Annotated in this window: 19 protein-coding genes; 12 read left to right on the top strand and 7 right to left on the bottom strand. The window is 58.8% G+C overall.

Annotated elements, in window-relative coordinates:
* Positions 1-344: 344 nt before the first annotated feature.
* From ACM6I7_RS19980 to ACM6I7_RS19990, 3 genes are all read right to left on the bottom strand, one after another.
* Positions 345-2,966, bottom strand: coding sequence for an EAL domain-containing protein (locus tag ACM6I7_RS19980; RefSeq protein ID WP_414889120.1), 2,622 nt, complete (start codon positions 2,964-2,966; stop codon positions 345-347).
* A gap of 168 nt (positions 2,967-3,134) precedes the next feature.
* The gene (locus tag ACM6I7_RS19985; protein ID WP_414889121.1) at positions 3,135-4,073 is read right to left on the bottom strand and encodes an AraC family transcriptional regulator N-terminal domain-containing protein; all 939 of its coding nucleotides are present in this window, start codon (positions 4,071-4,073) and stop codon (positions 3,135-3,137) included.
* Positions 4,074-4,097: 24 nt separating this feature from the next.
* Positions 4,098-4,931, bottom strand: coding sequence for an oxidoreductase (locus ACM6I7_RS19990; RefSeq protein WP_027611754.1), 834 nt, complete (start codon positions 4,929-4,931; stop codon positions 4,098-4,100).
* A 380-nt stretch (positions 4,932-5,311) separates the two neighbouring features.
* On the opposite strand from ACM6I7_RS19990, the gene ACM6I7_RS19995 reads away from it, so the two are divergent.
* The 6 genes from ACM6I7_RS19995 (at position 5,312) to ACM6I7_RS20020 (ending at position 12,183) form a co-directional block, all read left to right on the top strand.
* The gene (locus ACM6I7_RS19995; protein WP_027611755.1) at positions 5,312-5,980 is read left to right on the top strand and encodes a GntR family transcriptional regulator; all 669 of its coding nucleotides are present in this window, start codon (positions 5,312-5,314) and stop codon (positions 5,978-5,980) included.
* 79 nt (positions 5,981-6,059) lie between these two features.
* Positions 6,060-6,866 carry an ABC transporter substrate-binding protein gene (locus tag ACM6I7_RS20000; RefSeq protein ID WP_414889122.1) on the top strand — a complete coding sequence of 269 codons (807 nt, stop codon included), beginning with the start codon at positions 6,060-6,062 and terminating at the stop codon, positions 6,864-6,866.
* An 11-nt stretch (positions 6,867-6,877) separates the two neighbouring features.
* Positions 6,878-7,654 carry an amino acid ABC transporter permease gene (locus ACM6I7_RS20005; protein ID WP_225134959.1) on the top strand — a complete coding sequence of 259 codons (777 nt, stop codon included), beginning with the start codon at positions 6,878-6,880 and terminating at the stop codon, positions 7,652-7,654.
* Between the two features lie 2 nt (positions 7,655-7,656).
* Positions 7,657-8,436 carry an amino acid ABC transporter ATP-binding protein gene (locus tag ACM6I7_RS20010; protein ID WP_103367071.1) on the top strand — a complete coding sequence of 260 codons (780 nt, stop codon included), beginning with the start codon at positions 7,657-7,659 and terminating at the stop codon, positions 8,434-8,436.
* A 170-nt stretch (positions 8,437-8,606) separates the two neighbouring features.
* Positions 8,607-10,217: a gamma-glutamyltransferase family protein gene (locus ACM6I7_RS20015; RefSeq protein ID WP_414889123.1), complete on the top strand. Its 1,611-nt coding sequence runs from the start codon at positions 8,607-8,609 to the stop codon at positions 10,215-10,217.
* Between the two features lie 106 nt (positions 10,218-10,323).
* Positions 10,324-12,183, top strand: coding sequence for an ABC transporter ATP-binding protein (locus ACM6I7_RS20020; protein WP_330205968.1), 1,860 nt, complete (start codon positions 10,324-10,326; stop codon positions 12,181-12,183).
* A 60-nt stretch (positions 12,184-12,243) separates the two neighbouring features.
* Here ACM6I7_RS20020 and ACM6I7_RS20025 read toward each other — a convergent pair whose 3' ends face one another.
* Entirely contained in the window at positions 12,244-13,335 is a 1,092-nt protein-coding gene (locus ACM6I7_RS20025; RefSeq protein ID WP_414889124.1) for a GlxA family transcriptional regulator, read from the bottom strand.
* An 87-nt stretch (positions 13,336-13,422) separates the two neighbouring features.
* Entirely contained in the window at positions 13,423-14,823 is a 1,401-nt protein-coding gene (gene gabP / locus ACM6I7_RS20030) for a GABA permease (protein ID WP_414889125.1), read from the bottom strand.
* A gap of 412 nt (positions 14,824-15,235) precedes the next feature.
* On the opposite strand from gabP, the gene ACM6I7_RS20035 reads away from it, so the two are divergent.
* From ACM6I7_RS20035 to ACM6I7_RS20045, 3 genes are all read left to right on the top strand, one after another.
* Complete coding sequence (locus tag ACM6I7_RS20035) at positions 15,236-15,712, top strand: GNAT family N-acetyltransferase (protein ID WP_414889126.1); 477 nt, start codon at positions 15,236-15,238, stop codon at positions 15,710-15,712.
* An 85-nt stretch (positions 15,713-15,797) separates the two neighbouring features.
* Entirely contained in the window at positions 15,798-16,181 is a 384-nt protein-coding gene (locus ACM6I7_RS20040; RefSeq protein WP_027611764.1) for a winged helix-turn-helix transcriptional regulator, read from the top strand.
* A gap of 575 nt (positions 16,182-16,756) precedes the next feature.
* The gene (locus ACM6I7_RS20045) at positions 16,757-17,824 is read left to right on the top strand and encodes an alkene reductase (protein ID WP_414889127.1); all 1,068 of its coding nucleotides are present in this window, start codon (positions 16,757-16,759) and stop codon (positions 17,822-17,824) included.
* Positions 17,825-17,916: 92 nt separating this feature from the next.
* Here ACM6I7_RS20045 and ACM6I7_RS20050 read toward each other — a convergent pair whose 3' ends face one another.
* Entirely contained in the window at positions 17,917-18,966 is a 1,050-nt protein-coding gene (locus ACM6I7_RS20050) for a 3-oxoacyl-[acyl-carrier-protein] synthase III C-terminal domain-containing protein (protein ID WP_414889128.1), read from the bottom strand.
* Between the two features lie 456 nt (positions 18,967-19,422).
* Between ACM6I7_RS20050 and ACM6I7_RS20055 the strand changes: the two genes are divergently transcribed.
* Positions 19,423-20,094: a lipopolysaccharide kinase InaA family protein gene (locus ACM6I7_RS20055; RefSeq protein WP_097089816.1), complete on the top strand. Its 672-nt coding sequence runs from the start codon at positions 19,423-19,425 to the stop codon at positions 20,092-20,094.
* A 130-nt stretch (positions 20,095-20,224) separates the two neighbouring features.
* Here ACM6I7_RS20055 and ACM6I7_RS20060 read toward each other — a convergent pair whose 3' ends face one another.
* Entirely contained in the window at positions 20,225-20,977 is a 753-nt protein-coding gene (locus ACM6I7_RS20060; RefSeq protein WP_115989771.1) for an SDR family oxidoreductase, read from the bottom strand.
* A gap of 109 nt (positions 20,978-21,086) precedes the next feature.
* Between ACM6I7_RS20060 and ACM6I7_RS20065 the strand changes: the two genes are divergently transcribed.
* Together ACM6I7_RS20065 and ACM6I7_RS20070 are read left to right on the top strand one after the other, a co-directional pair.
* Positions 21,087-22,004 carry a LysR family transcriptional regulator gene (locus tag ACM6I7_RS20065; protein ID WP_414889129.1) on the top strand — a complete coding sequence of 306 codons (918 nt, stop codon included), beginning with the start codon at positions 21,087-21,089 and terminating at the stop codon, positions 22,002-22,004.
* Positions 22,005-22,134: 130 nt separating this feature from the next.
* Positions 22,135-22,548 carry a nuclear transport factor 2 family protein gene (locus ACM6I7_RS20070; protein WP_096796003.1) on the top strand — a complete coding sequence of 138 codons (414 nt, stop codon included), beginning with the start codon at positions 22,135-22,137 and terminating at the stop codon, positions 22,546-22,548.
* Positions 22,549-22,577: the final 29 nt, after the last annotated feature.

Below are 22,577 nucleotides of genomic sequence, written 5' to 3' on the forward strand. Positions count from 1 at the left end.
AAAAAAATGCTCAGGCATGGATTTCTCGTAATCAACCCCGTCAACATTCCAGCCCGCGAAGTGCGCCCTACAACAAGCGGGGCATCATATCGATCCATCGTTAACCCTTTGGTGACGTTGTTCTTTTGACCGCAATCCTGACAGTCCGGTGACGCCTGCATTGAACATGTGTGTAGCGCGAGATTGACGTTGAGCCTGATCCGCGGTGAGGAATATTCAAGCATGACGGCCCTAAACACACCCTGAACAAAACCAATTGAAGTCAACAGGAAAACGTATTAACAACGCGTGTCGAAACGGGCTTTGTGCATTTCAATGATTGAATGGCAGTGATACAAGGCCGGCTAAATGACGCGCCCTTTCTTCGGCGACGGATGCTCGGCCGGTTCAGCCCTGGCGCTTTTCAACAACTGCGCAAACGCGCCCTTGTCGATCGGCCGGCTCATGAAGTAGCCCTGCACCTCATTGCATTGATCCTTGCCGAGAATCTCCAGTTGCTCCTCGGTTTCCACGCCTTCGGCGGTGACGGTCAGGCCCATGGCTTTGCCCAGGCCGATGATCGCCTGAACCACGGCGCGATCGTTGGCGCCGTTGCTGATCGAGGCGATGAAGCGTTTGTCGATCTTGATCCCGTCGAACGGGTAGGCGCGCAGGTAGCCGAGGGACGAATAGCCGGTGCCGAAGTCGTCCATGTTCAGCCGCACCCCGAGTTGCTTCAGCGCATTCATCGTGGCCAGCGCACCGTCGGTGTCGACGAGCATCACGTTTTCGGTGACTTCCAGTTCCAGGCGACTGGCCGGGAAACGGGTCTGGATCAGCGCTTCGCGCACGTCTTCGACGACATCGCTGAGGGCAAATTGCGCCGGGGACAGATTGACCGAAAGCAGAATGTCTGACGGCCAGCTCAGTGCGGTTTCACAGGCTTCACGCAATACCCAGCGCCCCAGCGCCACGATCAGGTCGGTCTGTTCCGCCAGGCCGATGAACACGTCCGGCCCCAGCAGGCCCTTGGTCGGATGCTGCCAGCGCACCAATGCCTCGACCGAGACGATGTGCTTGCCGTCGACGGTGTAGCGCGGCTGGTAATGCAGGATGAATTCGTCGTTCTTCAACGCGCCACGCAAATCGCTTTCCATTTGCCGGCGGGTCTGGATCTGGTCGTTCATGTGCGCTTCGAAGTAGCACCAAGTGTTTTTGCCTTCGGACTTGGCCTGATACAGCGCGATGTCGGCGCAACGGATCAACTCGCTGGGCACGAAGCCCTGGCGGCGGCTCAGAGCGATACCGATGCTGGCCCCGACGTGCAGCGGATGGTGCTCGAAGACCATCGGTTGATGCAGGCTCTCGACCAGCCGGGTACAAAAGCGGTCGACCTCTTGCCGAGTGTCCATGCCATTGAGCACCACAACGAATTCGTCACCGCCCAGGCGCGCGACGATGTCGTGCTCACGGGTGCATTCGCGCAGGCGACTGGCGACTTCCTGCAACACCGCATCACCGGCCGGATGGCCGAGCGAGTCGTTGATCGGCTTGAAGTTGTCCAGATCGATCACCAGCAACGACAGTGGCGGGGCATGCTCTTTGAGCAGCAGCGCGTCATCCAGATAACGCGACAACTGATTGCGATTGGGCAGGCCGGTCAAGGCGTCGTGCATCGACAGGTGCTGGATCTGCGCATGGGCAGCGACTTCGTCGGTGATGTCACTGGCGGTGCCGCGATAGCCGACCACGCTTTGTTTCTCGATGATCGGCCGCGCTGAGAGCCGACAGTGGCGTTGCTGCCCGGCGTGATCGCGGTAGGTGCAGCGCAGGTCGCTGGCATTGCTGTCTTCGGTGAGTTTTTTCAGCCACAGCTCCAGCGGCGTAGTTTCGCAGGACACCAGTTGCCCGATGCCTTGCCCCAGCCACTCGGTTTGCGGATAACCGGTCACCTCGCTGAAGCGCGCCGAGAGATAGGTCAGGCGCAGCTGGTTGTCGACTTCCCAGATCCAGTCCGATGCGGCTTCGGCCACGGCGCGAAAGCGTTCTTCACTGGCTTCCAGCGCGTGGTTGGCCGCCTCCAGCGCCTGATTCGAGGTCTTCAACGTGCTGAAACTCTGATCGACGTAGGTCGACGATCGCACGGCGTGACGCAGGAAATAGGCGGTCAACAGCATCAGCACGGCCAGCACGCTGCCGAGTGTTGGCAGCAATGACCACAACAATTGCTGCCCGGGGCGCTTCAGATCTGCCGTCATGCTGAAACCGGTACTGTCCAGCGGCACGCGTGGTTGCTCCCCGGTGAGCTGTTCATCCGGCATCAGAGTCAGGTTGTTCAGGCCATAGGCCACGCCAAGCGCTTGCAGTTTGGCCGGTGTCAGCTTGTCGACGAATACCAGCACCGACGTCTGTTGCGGATCGCCCACCGGGCGCTCATCGTTGGGCAGAATGGCCGCCGCCGTGACCAGCGCCGGCCAGCCGTCGAACAGCGAGTAGGTGCTGACAGGCACAGTCAGCTCGGACTGGTTTTGTACCTGCTCAATCAGTGACGCGGCAGGCACCGCGAGCCAGCGCGCGATGTCCGCGTCTTCCTGCTGTCCCTGCACCACGGCGTATTTGGTGCGCTGCCGATCCAGCACGAACACGCCGTCATAACCGTCAGTGGTGAACAGCGTCTTGCCGATGTTCTGCTGGGTATACGCCCAGTCGGTATCGACTTGGTTGTGCAAGTGCTCGTAAGCCGTGGTCCAGTCGGCGTAACTGGTGATGTAGCTCTTTGAGGTGCTGATGCGGTTTTCCAGAGCGCGGGCCATGTAGAAACGGTTCTGCTCGACATCCTCGCGATCCAGGCGAGCGGCAATACCGAGCAGGGTGCCGATAGCGGCAATCACCCCGACGATAAACAGCGTGCCGACCGCAAACGCCAGGCGGCGGGTGATTGCACTTTGCTGAGGCGGAACCGGCGCAGCGGGAGCGAAGACATCCATATGTTCGTCCTTGATTCTCTGTCTGAATCATCTGGAACAGCGGCCCGCGTGCAATGTTCAATGTGTTTGCCGGGCTTGCACCGAGGCGGATTTCTCAAGCGTAGTGAATGCGCGGGGATTTTGCCTTGAGACTGCGACGGGCATGCGATGGCCGGGAACGATCAGTGCTCAGTGCGAAGAAACATACGGGGAGGGCGTGGCGGACTGGGGCAGGGCATACGTGGCTTTCATCCACGCAATTTCGGCCAGCGGCGTGCGCCCGAAGAAACGCTTGAACTCGCGGCTGAACTGCGAGGCGCTTTCATAACCGACGTTGAACGCCGCCGTCGCGGCCGGTATGGCGCCACGCAGCATCAGCAAACGCGCCTGATGCAGGCGCGTGGCTTTGAGGTATTGCATCGGCGATGAGTCGGTGACGTTGCGAAAATGCACATGGAAGCTCGGTACGCTCATCCCGGCTTCCTCGGCGAGGGACTCGACGTCCAGACGCTGTTCATAGCTGCTGTGAATCCGCCGGATCGCCCGGCTGACCTTGCCGAAATGCCCTTGCTGCTGGAGCGCCGCACGCATCGAACCGCCCTGGGCACCGGTCAGAATCCGGTAGTAGATCTCCCGGACCAGCGCCGGCCCGAGGATCTGCGCGTCGCCCGGATCGCTCATCGCTTCGAGAAAACGCAGGGTCGAGGCGCGCAATGGATCATCCATCGGCGAGGCGTACATGCCCTTTGGCAAAGCGTCGCTGGGGCCGAACACCTCGTCGACCTGCAGCATCAACTCGCTGGCCAATTGCAGGTCGAGGCGCATATACACCGCCAGCATCGGCTCAGCCGCACTGGCCTCGGTTTCCATGGTGAACGGCACCGGCACCGACACCACCAGATAATGCTGTGCGTCATAGACGTAGACGTCATCGCACAGATAGCCGCGCTTGCGCCCCTGACAGAGAATCACGATGCCCGGCTCATACAGCACCGGGGTGTTGCTCAGCGGCCGATTCGAGCGCAGAAAACGCACGTCCTCCAGCGCACTGAGGTTGTAACCCTCCAGCGGCGCGAGCTGTTCAAGCAACTGCACCATGCGCGCGGTATACGGATCGGATGGACTCATGGGCATTGATCTCTGTGCCGGGACTCAGCCATCGGTGGAGCGGGTCAGGGTTTCCCATTGCTCGATGTCGCTGAGGCTGCGTTGCAGTTTATCGCGCACCAGATTCAGCGCATCGCTGCCCAATAGCAAGTGTGCGGGCGGTGCGGCGCTGGCGATCAGTTGCAGCATGGCCTGTGCAGCCTTGCGCGGATCGCCCAACTGCTTGCCGCTTTTCTCTTCGCGGGCCTTGCGCACGGGGTCGAAGCTGGCGTCATAGTCGGCAATGCTGCGCGCCGTGCGCTGCATCGAACGCCCGGCCCAATCGGTACGAAACGAGCCAGGTGCCACCGCCGTGACAAAAATGTTGAACGGCTGCAATTCCTTGCTCAGCGTATCGGAGAGCCCTTCGAGGGCAAACTTGCTCGAGCAGTAATAGGCAATACCGGGCATGGTGATGGTGCCGCCCATCGAGGTGATATTCAGAATGCGCCCGGCGCGCCGTTGCCGGAAATACGGCACGAACGCCTTGATCATCGCTGCCGCGCCAAACACGTTGACGTCGAACTGTCGCCGCATCTCTGCTAGTGGTGACTCCTCGAAAATGCCCTCATGACCGTAACCGGCGTTGTTCACCAGTACATCGACCGGACCCAGTGTGGCGTCGACGTCGGCGATCACCCCGTCGATGCGTTCGAAATCGGTGACGTCGAGCAACACCCCGTGTGCCCGATCCGCTGACAAGGCCTCGAACGACTTCAGATCGGCCTCGTTGCGCACGGTACCGATCACCCGGTGACCGGCGTTGATCGCTTCTTGCGCGAGCGCGCTGCCAAAGCCGCTGCTGACACCGGTGATGAATAAGGTTTTGCTGCTGTGCATGGCAAGCTCCGACGGATAGGTGAAACGACATGGTAGGCAGCGCGGCGTGGCAAGGGTATGCCGGTTTGTCTGGGAGGATTGCCTATTTCTATAGGCAGGCCTGCAAGGGAAGTTGTCCTTCAGCCCACGAAAAAAACGTCGTTCCTGGAGCGGCGCTGCCATTCAGTTGAGTGTTACTCAGCTACCAATCCGCACCTTTGCGGTGCTCGCCATGGGCGATCGGGTAGCACCGCTCGAGTCTTGCACGGCAGGGCCTTATCGCCGTTTTGCCGCTTAAATCTTGCAAATCAAAAGCTTGGGCTGCACATGTGGAATCTGGCATGCATCGTGCTTTTTTGTATCCGTGGATAATTGGATACAAAAAGACAAAAGGTGCCGCCATGCAATTCGCTCCCGCCTACGACCAGCGTCAACCGATGACCGCCGAGGAAGAGGCCTACAACTTTCTGTTGGAAGGCATTTGCGGTGGTCGTTATCGCAAGGGCGACCGGTTGATCGCCGAGGACATCGCCAGTGAAATCGGCATGAGCCGCATGCCGGTGCGCGAAGCTTTTCGCCGTCTCGATGCGCAGGGCCTGGTGACGCTGCGGCCTAACCGCGGCGCGGTGGTCAGCGGTCTGGATGTCGAGCAAATGCATGAAGTGTTCGAGATGCGCAGTGCCCTGGAAGGCCTGGCGATTCGCATCGCGGTGCCCAAGATCAGCGAGCGTCAGTTGACCGCGCTGGAGCGGTTGCTCGATGAAATGGACGACTACCGCGAGGAGAGTGCGGCGTGGGTCAGCCGCCATCGCAAGTTCCATGAATACCTGTGCAGCCTCAGCGATCGCCCACGGCTGCTGAAGCAGATCGGCGCCCTCTACTCAGTGATCGAAGCCCCCATGCGCCTTTGGCTGCAGCACATCGAAAAGCCCCTGAGTGCGCGCCAGGAACACCAGATGATCCTCGATGCGATTCGCGCCGGCGACGCCAGCAAGGCCGAGGCCGTGGTGCGCGAGCACATCGAAGGCACCGTCCCCGAACTGATCAAATTTTTGCAATCGGAAAAATAACCACAGAGCGGAACACGAGTCCGCCGATGTTTTGACTTTGAGTACTGCCCCGTTACTAACCGAACTGGAGTGTCTGGTCATGCATACGTCTCGCCTGTTACTGGCTGCAATTTCCCTGGGCCTCTGTTCGCAGTGGGCGCTTGCCGCACCCACGGTGCCGGAGCGTCTGGTCAAGGTCGACAAACTCACCTATTGCTCGGGCATGGATTCACCGCCGCTGGTGTCTTTTGATGAAGCGCAAAAGCCCAAAGGGCTGACCGTCGATCTGGGCCTGGAAATCGCCAAGCGTCTGGGCGACAAGAAGGTCGATTGGCGGGTGATTCCATTCTCCGGATTGCTCCCGGCCTTGCTCGCCAAACAGTGCGACATGATCGTCGACCAGTTGTTCGACAAGCCCGAGCGCCGTGAGGTGATCGACATCGTCAACTACATGTATTCCAGCCAGGCGGTGGTGGTGCCCAAGGGCAATCCGAAGGCGCTGAAAACCCTTGCGGATCTCAGCGGGCATAAGATCGCGGTGCTCAACGGTTCGACCATCAAGACCCTGCTCGACACCGAGAATGAAAGCCTGAGCAAGGCCGGCAAGCCGCCGATGAAACTGGTGGTCTACAACACCGATACCGATGCCTTCCAGGCCCTGCGCATCAATCAGGTCGACGCTTACGGCACCACCGTAGAAACCGCCGGCTATTACGCGGCGATGGCGCCGGATCTGTTCGAGGAAGGCGTGCCAGCCTTCAGCCGGATCCTGACCGGGCTGGGCATTCGCAAGGATGATCCGCAACTGAGCGCTGCGGTGCAGCAGATCATCACCGACATGCGCAGCGATGGCAGCTACAACCAGCTCTTGAACAAGTGGCACGTCTCCAGCGACACACTCGATTGAGGTAAGCGTTGATGAACTTCAATTGGGATGTGTTCTGGCAGTACCTGTTGCAGCCCAGCGGCGTGTACCTCACCGGCCTCTGGCTGACATGCCTGATCAGTGTGCTGGCGATGTTGCTGGGCTGTGTGCTGGGGCTGGCCGCCGCGCTGCTGCGCTTGTCGAAGAACCCGTTGTTGCATCTGCCGGTGCGTTTTTATGTGTGGCTGATGCGCGGCACACCGTTGCTGGTGCAGATCGTTTTCCTCTACACCGCGCTGGCGGCGGGCGGGATTTTTCGCTTCGAAGACATCGAGCTGTTCGGGCTGGTGATCCCCGGCAACATTCAGGCGGCGATCATTGCTCTGGGCCTCAACGAAGGTGCGTACATGGCCGAGATCATCCGCGCCGGGATCGGCGCCGTGGACAAGGGCCAGTACGAGGCCGGCCGTTCACTGGGCATGACCTTCGCCAAACTGATGCGTCGCATCGTGCTGCCGCAAGCGTTCCGGGTGATCGTGCCGCCGCTGGGCAACGAGTTCAACGTGATGCTGAAAAACACCACGCTGGTCAGCGTGATCGGCGTGCAGGAGTTGTTGCTCAGCACGCAGATGGTCACCTCGGCGACTTTTCGGGTGTTCGAGTTGTACCTGGTAGTGGCGATTTATTTCCTGTTGCTCACAACGCTGTGGGGCTTCTTTCAGCGCTGGCTGGAGAACCGTTTCGGCCAGTCCGACCGACCTTCTGCGCCACCGCCGGCCTCCAGCCGGATGTTCGGTCGCAGCACTCTTAAACTGCTGAGGGGACGTTGATCATGGTGCAGCAAAGTGACGAGCTGATCATCGAGGCGCTGAACATTCACAAGGCCTTCGGTGATCTGCAGATTCTCAAGGGCATCTCGCTGCAAGTGCGACGCGGTGAAGTGGTGGTGCTGATTGGCGCCTCGGGTTCGGGCAAAACCACGTTTATCCGCTGCATCAATCTGCTCGAAGACATTCAGGGCGGGGAAATTCGCGTCAACGGCCAGCCCATGGGTTATCGCACCCGGGCGGACGGCAGTCTGGTGCGCGACTCGGAACGCAACATCGCTCGCCAACGCCGGGACATTGGCATGGTGTTCCAGCGCTTCAACCTGTTCCCGCACATGACCGCGCTGGAAAACATCATCGAAGCACCGATTCAGGTGTTGGGTGTGCCACGCCAGGCTGCGCTGGAGCAGGCGCGAGCCTTGCTCAAGCGAGTCGGGCTGGCGGACAAGGCCGCTCATTACCCGTCGATGCTTTCCGGCGGCCAGCAGCAACGGGTGGCGATCGCCCGAGCACTAGCGATGAAACCCCAGGCGATGTTGTTCGACGAACCCACCAGCGCCCTCGACCCGGAAACTGTCGGCGAGGTTTTGCAGGTGATGAAGGAGCTGGCCGAGGAGGGCATGACCATGGTCGTGGTCACCCATGAAATGGGCTTTGCCCGCGAAGTGGCTGACCGAGTGGTGGTGCTCGATCAGGGCGAACTGATCGAACAAGGCCCGCCGGAGCAGATTTTCAGCCGGCCCACCCATCCCCGTACCCAGGCCTTTCTCAGCCGCGTGCTGTGAACTTCACAAGGATATTGACGATGCGTTTATCGAGCTTGTTCGCGGCGCCGCAGCCCCGACACGTTGCAGATCTTCGAGAAGACCGTCGGAAAACATCCAGCGCCTGATCACCCGAGAAGGGAACCGGATCAAGTCCGGCCAATGAATTGCTGATTTGAAGAGTCTTTGCCATGTTGAAATTCTCTGCTCACGAATATCCCTATCCATCGCAACGCCAAAGCGTCTTCGCCCGTCGTGGCATGGTCGCGGCGTCTCAGCCTTTGGCCGCGCAGGCCGGCATCGAGATGCTGCAAAAGGGCGGCAACGCGATTGACGCCGCCATCGCCACGGCGGCGGCGCTGACTGTGGTCGAACCTACGGGCTGCGGCCTGGGCGGTGATGCGTTTGCGCTGGTCTGGTTCAAGGATCAGCTGCATGGCCTCAATGCCAACGGCCATGCCCCGGCGTCGCTAAGTATCGAAGCGGTCAAGGCGACCGGCCATGAACAGATGCCGCTATATGGCTGGACGCCAGTGACGGTGCCCGGTTGCCCATCGGCCTGGGCCGAGCTGTCGCATCGCTTTGGCGTGTTGCCGTTCGCCGATTTGCTGCAACCGGCGATCAGTCTGGCCAGAGACGGTTTTCCGCTGTCGCCGGTGGTTGCCCATCAATGGCAGATGGCGCTGGATGAGTTCAGTCCCCATCGCGATGAAGTGCTGCAGGCCTGGTTCGATACGTTCCTGATTGACGGTCGCGCGCCCAAGGCTGGGGACCTGTTCCGTAACCCGGCGCAGGCGCGAACCCTCGAAGAACTTGCCCTCACGCGTTGCGAGAGTTTGTATCGCGGCGATTTGGCGCAACGCCTGGATGCGCATTCGCGGGCAACGGGCGGCTATCTGCGCGCCACGGATCTTGAGCATTACCGCGCGCAGTGGGTCGAGCCCATCCACGTCAATTATCGCGGCGTGGATGTCTGGGAAATCCCGCCGAGCGGGCAGGGGCTGGTCGCGTTGATGGCGCTGAAAATCCTTGAAGGCTTCGACTTCGATCACCGTGACAGCCAACAGACCTGGCACCGGCAACTGGAGGCAATGAAACTGGCCTACAGCGATGGCCTGCACTACATCACCGATCCGCTGCACATGCGCGTGGCCGTGACCGATTTGTTGAGCGACGAGTACAGCGCCCGCCGCCGCGCTCAGATCGGCGAAAAGGCGCAGCCGCCGCAGCCGGGTGATCCTCACGCCAGCGGCACGGTCTACCTGGCCACGGCGGACGGGCAGGGCAATATGGTGTCGTTCATCCAGAGCAATTACCACGGTTTCGGCTCAGGCGTGGTGCTGCCTGACAGCGGCATTGCCCTGCAGAATCGCGGCCAGGAATTCAGCCTGGATCCCGAGCATGCCAACGCGTTGGCGCCGGGCAAAAAGACCTTTCACACGATCATTCCCGGCTTCCTCACCAAGGATGGCCAGGCACTTGGGCCGTTCGGTGTGATGGGCGGCTACATGCAGCCGCAGGGGCATGTGCAGATGGTGATGAACCTGGTGGATTTCGGCCTTAACCCGCAGTCGGCACTGGACGCGCCGCGCTGGCAATGGCTGGGTGGCATGAAGGTCGGCATCGAGCAGGGCGCTTCACGGGATCTGGCCAATGCGTTGGCGCGTCGTGGGCACGAGGTGCAGATCGCCAGTGACCTGACGGATTACGGCAGAGGACAGATTATTCTGCGTGATCCAGTGACGGGTGTGCTGTGTGGCGGGACTGAGCCGCGGGCGGATTCGCATATCGCAGTCTGGTAGAGACGGCAGGCACTCGTCAGGTCGGGAGCACACACTTTTTCACAAAGACCTCCCGGGATCCAATCGGTGGCAGAATCTCCCTGACTTGAACGTTCAGGAGAACATCATGCTTCGTGTGTTTGAACGAAGACTCGACCCTTTCCCGCCTGACGAGGTGCCACCGCCACCCAACGGTCTGGCTAAATTTCTCTGGGCCTGCACTCGCGGCGCTCGCGGCTACATTCTGGCACTGGCGTTGCTCAGCGCCGCCGTATCGGTCTATGAAGCCTGGCTGTTTTCCTTCCTCGGCCAGGTCGTCGATCTGCTCTCGACGTGGCAGGCCGGCGGCGAAGCGGCGGTGCAGGAGAGCCGCGTGTTGTGGGGCATGGGCATTGTCATGGTGCTCAGTGTCGGGCTGGTGGCGTTGCGCACCATGGTCCAGCACCAGATTCTGGCGATTAACCTGCCGCTGCGCCTGCGCTGGGATTTCCATCGGCTGATGCTGCGGCAAAGCCTTTCGTTTTTCTCCGATGAGTTTTCCGGCCGGGTCACGACCAAGGTCATGCAGACGGCGCTCGCTGTACGCGACGTGCTGTTCACCATGATCGAGATTTTGCCGGGGATCGGCGTGTACTTCATCGCGATCATTGCCCTGGCCGGCGGTTTTGCGCTGAAGCTGATGCTGCCGTTCCTTGCTTGGGTCGTGCTGTTCGGTCTGGCCATGTGGTACTTCGTGCCGCGTCTGGGCAAGGTCGGTCAGGAACAGGCCAATGCGCGCTCGATGATGACCGGGCGTATCGCCGACGCGTACACCAACATCACCACGGTGAAGCTGTTCTCCCACTCCAACCGCGAAGCACATTTTGCGCGGGCGGCGATGGAAGATTTCAAGCAGACCGGTTTTCGCCAGATGCGTCTGGTCAGTCTGTTCGAGATCGTCAATCAGGCCTTGGTGGTGGCATTGATCATGTCTGCCGGGGGCTACGCCCTGTGGCTGTGGCACCAGGGCGACGTCGGCGCCGGTGCGGTGGCGGCGATTACCGCCATGGCGTTGCGGATCAATGGCATGTCGAACTGGATCATGTGGCAAATGACCTCGCTGTTCGAAAGCATCGGTACCGTCCAGGATGGCATGGCGACGCTGACCCAAGGCACCAAAGTGCAAGACGCGCCGGATGCCGGCGTGCTGGTCACTTCTGGCGGCGAGGTGACGTTCGACAAGGTCAAGTTCAACTACGGTGGCGAGCGTCAGGTGCTCGATGGCCTGAGCCTGAGCATTCGTCCCGGTGAAAAAATCGGTCTGGTGGGCCGCTCCGGTGCGGGCAAATCGACGCTGATCAACTTGCTGCTGCGTTTCTATGACGTCGACAGCGGCGAGATTCGTATCGACGGCCAGAACATTGCGCACGTGACCCAGGACAGCCTGCGCAGCGCGATCGGCATGGTCACCCAGGACACATCGCTGCTACACCGTTCGATTCGCGACAACATTGCCTACGGCCGGCCCGATGCCACCGACGCACAGATCCGCCGCGCCGCTGCCAACGCGCAGGCTGATGAGTTCATCAGCCAACTCAGCGACCGTCAGGGCCATACCGGCTACGACACCCTGGTGGGCGAGCGCGGGATCAAGCTGTCCGGCGGCCAGCGGCAACGGGTGGCGATCGCCCGGGTGATGCTGAAGAACGCGCCGATCCTGCTGCTGGACGAAGCCACCAGCGCGCTGGACTCGGAAGTCGAAGTGGCGATTCAGGAAAGCCTCGACGACATGATGCAGGGCAAGACCGTGATCGCGATCGCGCATCGACTGTCGACGATTGCGGCGATGGATCGGCTGATTGTCATGGATGACGGGCGCATCATTGAGCAGGGCACCCACGCCGAATTGCTGGAGAAGAACGGCGTGTATGCGCGGCTGTGGGCGCATCAGAGTGGCGGGTTTCTGGGTGAAGACAAAGGCGTGGTGGAGGCCTTGGATCAGGCGTAAGCGGGCAGGGCACATGGCCGGGTCATCTTGTGGGTCCCCGGCCAATTTGCCTTGGTGCATTCAAGCCAGATCGGCACTCGCCATCATTCGAACGCTGGCAAACGTCGATTCGTTTCTCGCCTGATCAAGCGTTGTCAGTGTGTTGATCGATGACGGCGGCGTTATCCGTTTACGACTCATTGCAGAACCAGAGCGCTCGTCGCTCGGCGGCACCCCAAAGTGCTCGCGATAGCATTTTGAGAAGTGCGGTGTGGAGGCAAATCCGCAGACATACGCCAGTTCTACGATCGACAGCGAGGTTTGCTTGAGCAGTTGTCGCGCGCGAATCAGCCGCAACCTCAAGTAGTAGCGTGACGGCGTGCATTGCAGGTATTTCTGAAACAACCGCTCCAGCTGTCGGCGTGACAGATCGACGTATTCGGCGAGGTTGTCCAGCTCGATCGGCTCCTCAAGATTGGCCTCCATCAACGCAACGACTTCTTGCAGCTTGGGCTGATGCGTACCGACCACATGCTTGAGCGGTACGCGTTGATGGTCCTGCTCGTTGCGGATGCGCTCGTAAACAAACATCTCCGAGATGGCGGCGGACAATTCACGACCATGATCGCGGGCGATCAGGTGCAGCATCATGTCCAGCGGCGCTGTTCCTCCGGAACTGGTAAAGCGGTTGCGGTCGAGGGTGAAGAGGCTGGTGCTGACGTTTACGCGTGGGAAAGCTTCCTGCATGGCCGCCAGAAATTCCCAATGCACGCTGCACTCATGACCATCGAGCAATCCGGCTTTGGCGAGTGCCCAACTGCCGGTGCACACACCGCCCAAGCGTCTGGATTGCCGGGCCAGGGCTTGCAGCCAAGTGGTGTGCTCACGGGTGATCACGCTCTGGATGCCGACCCCGCCGCAGACAATCACCGTGTCCGCCACGCCGGGATTGTTCCACGAGGCGTCCGGCGTGATCGGGACTCCGTCGCTGGCCCAAACAGCCGCACCATTGGCGCTGAAGGTATGCCAGCGATACAGCGTTCGCCCCGACAATTGATTGGCCATGCGCAGTGGTTCGACGGCGGATGCCAGCGACATGAGGGTGAATTTATCCAACAGCAGAAACCCGACGGATTGGGTCGTACCGTCGGCCACGGAGGGGGTCGATGACATCGTGTCCTCACAGGAATCGGTCTGAGATGCAGGCGTCGGTCATTCCCTTGGTCTTCGCCAAGGGAATATCGGCTTCGGCGTGAACGCCTAGCCCACCGACGTTGCGCGTGCCGCCGGGGCAGGGTGACGCGACGTCATCAGGCCGATAAAGGAGATTGCCAGCGCCAGGCCAATGGTGGTGGTGACTTCGGTGCGGTGCTGCGGGGTGATCATCATGACCGCCAGCGCCGCGCAGATGAAGCCGATCACCAGCCACGTCAGCCATGGAAACAGCCACATGCGGAAGGTCAGCTCGACCTTGCGCTGTTGCAATATCCGCCGCATGCGCAGCTGCGACACCGCAATCGCCAGGTACACCAGCAAGGCAATCGCCCCGGAGCTGGCCAGCAGGAACTCGAACAGTCCGGCGGGCATAAAGTAGCTCCACACGGTGATCGACGCACCCAGCACGGTGCTGGCGATCACGGCGGCCCGTGGCACACCGGCCGCGGAAGTCGCCTTCAGCGTTTTCGGTGCATCGCCGCGACGGCCCAGCGAGTACAGCATGCGCGAGGCAATGTAGATCGAGGAGTTCATGCAACTGGCCACGGCGATCAGCACGACAACGTCGACCATGAACTTGGCGTTTGGAATATTCATGATTTCCAGGGCGCGCTGATACGAGCCCACCGACGCCAGCAACGGATCATTCCAGGGCACCACGGAGATGACCACGAAGATCGACAGCAGGTAGAACACGCCGATGCGCCAGATCACCGAGCGGGTGGCCTTGGCAATGTTTTGCGCCGGATTATTCGATTCGGCGGCCGCGATGGTCACCGCTTCAGTGCCGATGAAGCTGAACATGATCGTGATGAAAGCGCCGACCACCGCCGACAAGCCGTTGGGCGCAAATCCGCCGTGCTCGGCCATCAGGCCGCTCAACCCGCTGACTTCGCGGTCGGGCACCCAGCCCATCAACACGGCAAAACCGACCCCGATGAAGCCGATGATCGCCACAACCTTGGCCATGGCGAACCAGAATTCGAACTCACCATACTTGGACACGCTGAACAAGTTGGTCACCACCAGCGCAACGATCGATCCCAACGCGAACAGCCAGGCATCGACCTGCGGAAACCATTGGTGCAGCACATGCCCGGCCGCCAGTGCTTCGATGGGAATCACCAACACCCAGAACCACCAGTACAGCCAACCAATGGTAAAACCGGCCCAGCGGCCGATGGCCTGGTCGGCGTAGGTGGAGAACGAACCGGTGTCCGGATTGGCCACCGCCATCTCGCCGAGCATGCGCATGACCAGCACGACGAGCAAACCGGAAAACAGATAGGCGAGCAGCACCGCCGGCCCTGCTGCGGCAATCGCGTGTCCTGAACCGACGAACAAACCGGCGCCGATAATCCCGGCGATGGACAGCATTGTGACGTGACGAGGCTTGAAGCCCTGCGCCAATTGGCTACTCGAATCCATGGAGTTCGGGCTGATCATCGGTATTTTTATTCTCTGCTGATCGACATTTAAGCAATTGAACGGGCATACGATCGGTCACCATCGTTGCCTGCTGAACTCCCGAGAGAAGCCCGTCCAACCGCCGCAGTTCTTATCAACCCCATGATCTGACCGGGATTGTTTTGATAGGAAGACACGGCACCTTAGCCGGCCTTGCTGCCGATTCAATAGCCTGATTGCGCCATGATCGTGTCTGATATCGACATGTGAATACCATGAGGTCGTATTGGAGACCTGTCGGTCACGCAAGGCTCTGGCAATCAAAATCCAGATTGATCAGGTCATGTTCGTTTTTGAGATGGGGGCCTGAATTCGACGGTGAAGCCAAACTGGGCCCCACAAGCCAGGCTCTCTATACTGGCCTTCCAGGATGGTAAATAGAACACAACCTATGCCCGTCGCACCCAATCAAAATTTCCCAGTCATTTTGGTTCCGGCTCACCCAAGCGACCTGGAAAATCTTGTAGCCATTCGAATTGAGGCCATGCGCGAAAGTCTGGAGCGTGTCGGGCGATTTGATCCGGTGCGTGCGCGTGAGCGGTTTGTTGGCGGTTTTGACGCTCGCAACACACGCTATATCGAGGTATCTGGAGAGAGGGTTGGTTTTGTAGTGGTCAAGCATCACCACAATGAACTCTTGCTCGACCACTTGTATGTGAGACCGAGCGCGCAAGGATCAGGTGTAGGGGCTGCTGTTCTCACTCAGATTTTCAAAGAGGCGGATGCGGCTGCGCTCCCTGTTAAAGTTGGCGCTCTCAAAGAAAGTGCTTCGAATCGCTTTTATACCCGTCATGGCTTCCAATTCACCGAAAGCAGTGAATTCGACAATTATTATGTTCGTCAGAGTGTTCCGGCGAAACAATGGTAGAAAGCGTTCTCAGGCTCGGTATATCCAGTAAACTTGGCGTCAATCTCGCGCCTTAGAGCGCCTGGGTATACAGAAGGAAACCGCCATGCTTGAACTCGAACCGCTGTGCTTCTCGTCCGACTGCCCTAGCCGGGCTTTATTCGAGCAGATCGCTGATAAATGGTCGATGATGGTATTAGCCGTGCTTGATGACGGTCCGCAACGTTTCAACGCGATCCGTCGTCGCCTGCAAGGCGTCACCCAAAAAGCGCTCACGCAATGTCTGCGCCGGCTGGAGCGCAACGGCCTGGTATCGCGCGAGGTGATTTCGCTTTCGCCAGTCGCGGTGCAGTACCAAATCACGCCGCTGGGCCGCACGCTGCAACAACCTTTTCGAGCACTGCATGAATGGACGCTCGCCAAGTTGCCGGAGGTTGATGCTGCCCGGCAGAAGTTCGACGCCGCTGCAATCGGACCAACCAGTACGTAGGGAAGGTTGCTTCACTGGATACGTGAACGCGTTGTCGGCCGCCCATGCTGCGCTTCGGGACTTGTCATCCGATGGCTTGAAAAACATCGAAGATCTCAATCGAACCAGCGCGATCTGGTAAGCATGAAACTCTGCTAACACTTTTTGTTGTTGGCAGTGCGCTGGTTTTTGCCTTTCAACCGCGGGCAATCAATCTCGATACCTGCTCCAACCGAACCTTCACATCGATCGCTCAGGCCGTTCGATCATGAACGCAGAGCGTCCTGCTCTTGCGCCCGAGGCCACTGTATACGGCTCGCCAGCCCATACGCCGCCGACCATTTCCTGACGGTAGGTATCCTCAGACCTACCAGGTGTACGAACGGTGCCTAATTGACGCCAGGTTTATTATTGATACCTTGTCGATTGTCCTCACTTGAGGGAAGCGGTCCGAACCAAACCCTTCGTTCGCCACTCTTGCCGGCTGCTTGCAGCCAGCCAATCGAGCATCCGACAGAAGCATTTCTTTGGTCGAGCCGCACTTGAGAAATCGTTAGGCACGGGCAGACATTCAATAAATTTATTCTGAGGAAAGTATGGGAAATTTTAAGCTTCTAACCCCCTTGAACAACGAAGAGCTCACTTTCAGAAATCGGGTGTTCATGGCGCCGATGACAAGAGGTCGATCCAAGGATCAGGTGGCCAACGAATTGACTGCGACCTATTACGCACAGCGTGCCTCGGCGGGCCTTATTTTTACCGAAGGCAGCCAGATCAGCGCCCAGGCCGTCGGCTGGACGAATACCCCAGGGATCTATACGCCTGAACAGATTGCGGGCTGGAAGAAGGTAACTCAGGCAGTTCATGAAGCCGGCGGCCTCATTTTCGCCCAGCTTTGGCACACCGGTAGAGCATCTCATCCTGATTTTCATGGTGGAGAACTCCCGGTCGCGCCATCGTCAGTCCCCTTCAATAGCCAGGCGTTCACGCCAGAAGGCATCAAACCCTCGGTGACCCCACGCGAACTGACCATTGATGAAATCAAGTCCACCATTGCGGACTACGAAAAAGCTGCACAGGCCGCGAAAGATGCGGGCTTTGATGGTGTGGAGATACACGGTGCCAATGGTTATCTGCCAGCGCAGTTTCTGGAAGACGGCTCAAACAAACGCACCGACGAATATGGCGGTACCATTGAGAAGCGGGCGAGGTTCTTGCTTGAAGCCACGGACGCCGCGATCAGAGTCTTCGGACCGGCCCGTATCTCGGTCAGGCTGTCGCCGCGCATTCCGTACAATGACATGGGCGACTCCAATCTCGAGCAGACCTACATGTACGCGGTAGAAGCGCTGGAAAAGAGAAACGTTGGAATTCTGCACTTCATGGAACCCGGGACTCTGCCGGAAGGCGCGAAACCCTTGGCGCCCGGGGCTCGCCAGCGGTTCTCAGGAATTTTCGTGTTAAATGTTGGTTATGATCGGAAGTCTGCGGAACAGGCCCTGCAAACCGGCCTGGCCGATGCAGTCACATTTGGCACGCTGTTCATCAGCAACCCTGATCTGCCGGAACGCTTCTTCCTTGATGCGCCGCTGGCTACTGCGGATGCCTCCACTTTTTACAGTGGTTCGGAAGAGGGCTATACCGACTACCCGCCGCTGGCCTAGAGATCGAAGCGCGATTTTCGTTTTGGTACCGACCAACAGTTTGATCATGGACGAGCAACTTGCCGCCTCACGACGGCAAGTTGCTTCAGGCCTTACAGAGTAAATGACAACGCAGAGAAGACCATCCCGCCACTGCCTGCCCAACCCATGCAAAACTGGCCGTTCTCGGCTTCGCCCCGACTCATCGCATCGAAGATGCCGTAGGGGATGGACGCGGTAATGATGTTGCCGGTCTTATGCCCGACGTGGTGCAGCTTTTGATCAATACCGATCAGTTGCCCAATGTGCTCCCACATCTTTGGCGAACCGGTATGAATAAACACTTTATGAACATCTGCTGCAGAGGTGTTTTGCAGATTGAAGACTTTGATCGCTTCGTTGCGGCCATCTTCATGCAAGGCTGCTGCGTAGGAATTGAATTGATACTGGCCGCCGGTCGGTGAAATACGTGGAATATCCTCCTCATTGCAGAACAGTTTCCAATCCGGCAGAGAGATGGTCGACAAGTCACTCAAGTCCGGCCGGTTGATGTACGAGAACTTGAAGTTGCCGGGGGCTTCATGACTGAGGATGGTAACCGTGACGGCTTCGCCAATGGTAAAACTCGGAAACTTGTAAGCCAGTTCCGCCGACGACTGCAAAGAGAAGTTCTTGGGCATGACCGGCCCGCCAGCAGACATGCCAAATTCCATATTGACGATCGCCGCGTAGCGAATCTCGCCGGCCTGCATTTTGCTGTTGATGACATCCATGGCTGTCACCCAACCGTTGCAGGCGTCCACCACATCAAAGTTTCTGCAGCTCAGGCCCAGCGCCTTGGCGATGAACGTACTGTTGGCCGGCTCGATAAAGCCTCGCGTAACGTTCGGATAGATCAACAGATCCAGGTCGGCCTTGTCGATATTGGCCTGGGCGAGCGCGGAGTTGAATGCAGTCTCCATCAGTTGCATCGGCGTTTCGTCGGCGCCCAGCCAGTGGCGCGTGCCGCTGCCACTTTTTTCAAGCAACTTGCTGATGGTCTTCAAGGTTTTTGGCAAGTCTTCCTGGAAGGTATCTTTAGAGTGTTCCTCGACCAGGTTTATAACGTCCTGATTGCTGACGATGCGTGACGGGAGAATCCCGGACAGCCCAACTATTTTCATATGACTTCCTTGTTGAAAGTATGCATCCGTGGGCAATGGCTGCGGATGAGCAAACCCTTACTCATCCCTGTAAGGAGCCACTGGCGGCAATACTTTTAGCACAAAGAAAATGCGGATCAAGGACGTTGCTCGTTATTTGCCTCAATCGAATTGAATCATGACCTGGGTCAATTTAACGGCTTTCAAGTTAATCGAAAAAAACAGTCGGGCGGACCCTCGCGACGCGGTTGGCATCTGTGTTTGATGTCATCGGCTATCGGCGAAAAGGACACACCAGAAGGGATAAACACCCCTCAATAGCCAATTTTCGTCACGTGGTTGCGTAAAAGCCCCAAGCTGGCCCTAAAATCCTCGAAAACCGAGGGAACTATTAACGTCCACCAACAGACTGAGCTGCTGTTGCGACCCTCATGCAAACGTCGCACGAAACGATTTCTACAATAAATGGAGCGCACAATGGGCAGGGCAGGCGATGAATTTGATTTCTGGTGGGGTACTTGCGGGTCGTGGGTGGAACCGCCGAATGTGCGCCGCAGCGGCACCAGCGGTGTCCAGCTGATTGTTCAAGGTGACAAGACGTTTTTTGTAAAGCGCCAGACCGGCCATTTGTTCCGCAGTCTCCGTTACCCCACTGGCCGACCCACCGCACTGCGTGAAGGCGTTGCCCTTTCAAGACTCGAAGAGCTGGGCGTGAATGCGCCAAGACCGGTATTTTATGGCGCGAGAAAAGTCGACGGCGTATGGCAGGGTGTCTTGGTTACCAAAGACCTGGGCGGCTTCATCGATCTGGATACCTGGTATAGCCAGGGCGCTGCAAGCCTGTTGACCACAGAGCAACATCTGCGACTCCTTGAACGTTTGGCGCAAATGCTGGCGCGGATGCACTCGGGCAAATGGCAGCACGGTTGCATGCGTTCCAAACACATCTTTATCAAGGCGTCGATTACCGACACAGACTTCGATTTCGAACTGGCGCTGCTTGACCTGGAGAAATCTCGCGGTCGTGCTACGGCAATGGGCGCGGCGCGTCACGACATTCCTCAACTCAGACGGCATTCTTTCTGGGATGAGTCGCAGTGGCGGCATTTCCTTTCCTGCTACGAGCAAGCCGTTGGCAGAACCCTGTAAGAAGGTAGTGCGGCAGTGACACCCGCTCAATCTGCGCCTGACAATAGCACCAGCGAACGCCGTCCGGGTTGGTAATGCACACACTCAGGCGTGGGGTGGCGGGCGACCGCGACAATCGCCCGCTGGCTGCTCAGATTTGCGCCTGGCCACCGTCAACAAACAGCTCGATACCGTTAACGAAACTGGCGTCATCGGAGGCCAGGAACAACGCGGCGCTGGCAATTTCGTCAGCTTCACCGACACGCCCCATGGGGATCAGCGAGGCCATATAGTCGAGCAAGCCCTGCTGCTGAGCGGCATCGGGGCCGGCCAATTCAACCAGGCCAGGCGTGCGGGTGGCGCCGGGGCTGATGGTGTTGATGCGCACCTGGCGGTCTTTCAAATCCAGAATCCAGTTGCGGGCAAATGAACGCACGGCGGCTTTGGACGCGGCGTAAACACTGAATGCGGCGGTGCCCGAGCTGCCCGCCGTAGAGCCGGTGAGAATCACCGAGGCTTTTTGGGCCAGCAGTGGCAGTGCCTTTTGCACAGTGAACAGCACGCCTTTTACGTTGCGATTGAAGGTGTCGTCGTACTGCTGTTCAGTGATTTCACCCAGTGGCAGCATCGATCCGCCACCCGCATTGGCGAACAGCACATCGATTCGGCCGTGGGTTGCGCCAATCTGGCGATACAACGCGTCCAACTGATCAAGGTTGGCGGAATCCACCTGAACGCCGGTGGCGTTGCCAACCGCGGCGACAGCGGCGTCCAGTTCGGCTTGACGACGGCCCGTGATATAGACGTGAGCGCCTTCCTGAGCGAAGCGTTTGGCAGTGGCCAGACCGATGCCTGAGGTGCCGCCGGTAACCAATGCAATTTTGCCTTCGAGTTTGTCAGTCATGGTGTTTCTCCCGTATTTCGATTGAGTGAGTTGCGGTGTGGGAGAAGCTTATCGACGGGAAAAAACTTTCAAAATAGAATTGTCTGAAACCTATCGTTGCAGAAATGAAATGAGCAGACTTCCGGATTTTGAAGGGTTGGCGATGTTTGCCAAGGTAGCCGAAGAGGGCTCGTTCGCCGGCGCGGCACGGGTCATGAGCGTGTCGGTGCCGACGGTATCGCGAGCGGTCGCACGGTTGGAGGAGCGTCTGGGCGGGCGCTTGTTCAACCGCACCTCACGGCAACTGGCACTCACCGAGTTCGGCGCGAGCATGGCGGCCAAGGCGGGTGAGATTTATCGGCAGGCTGAAGAGGTGGAAAGCGAGGCTCAGGATTTATCGGTTCAGCCCCGCGGCCAAGTACGCTTGGCGATACCCATGTCGTTTGGCTTGCGTTGGGTGGCACCACTGATGCCGCAGTTGCTGCGCCAGTATCCCGAGCTGTCGATTGACCTGCACCTTTCGGATGCCTCGGTCGACCTGATCGCCGAGGGCTTTGATGCGGCGTTACGCATCGCCGTATTACCGGATTCCTCGCTGGTTGCAAGGCGCCTGTGTGCCGTCACTCAATACCTGGTCGCCTCGCCGGCTTATCTGGACGCTTATGGCCATCCTTGCCACCCCCGCGAACTCGCGTCCCGCACGTGCCTGAGTTATGCCTACCGGGCCCGCAGCCAAGTGTGGCGGTTCACCCATAAAGACGGCAGCGAAGAAGACGTGGTGCCCAGCGGTCCATTAAGAGTGACCAACTCGGATGCGTTATTGCCGGTGTTGCTTGAGGGCCAGGCCATCGCCGAACTGCCGGAATTTATCGCCAGCGAATACTTGAAAGACGGGCGCTTGGTGGTGGTGTTACCGCAATGGAGCATGGCCCGTGGCGGTTTGTATTTCGTCACCCCTTCGGCACGTACCCGGCCGGTAAAAATCAAAGCGCTGTCGGACTTCTTTGCCGAGCATCTAAGCCAGCCTGAATGGCGATGGCCGTCATGAGACGTTGGCTTTCAATTATGAAACGATGATTTTCATTAACGTCTATTTTTGAAATTAAAGGGATCTCCTAACGTGATCAGGTCAGCACCTGCAGCGTGCCCATCCCTTATGCGTTTCGGAGAAAGTCGTCATGAAAAATGCCGTGGAATTACTTCAAAACTACCTGGATGCCATCCAGACGCCGCACCTGGCGGCAGCACTTTTCGCGGAGGATGGCGTGCTGGAGTTGCCCTACCTGGAGTCGCTGGGCATTCCCCACCGTGTGCAAGGCCCCGCCGCCATTGAGAGTTTCATCGGCTCATTGCTCGGTAAAGTGCCGGACTTCAAATTTCGCAACGTTCACTTTCTGATCGACACACCCGACCAGGCGTTTGCCGAATACAGCGTAGAGGCCTTGGTGCCTGCCACTGGGCGCATCTACCAGCAAATGTACGCCGGCCGCCTGGTGGCCAAAGACGGCAGGATTCAGCTGCTGCGCGAATCTCTGGATACCGTGGCCGCTGCCAAAGCGTTCGCGCCGGTTGATTCAGAGCGAGACCAATAAATCGCGATTATCCCGGTATGGCGGGCAGG

The organism is Pseudomonas sp. IT-93MI4 (genome assembly GCF_949767635.1).
Taxonomy (GTDB): Bacteria; Pseudomonadota; Gammaproteobacteria; order Pseudomonadales; family Pseudomonadaceae; genus Aquipseudomonas; species Aquipseudomonas putida_A.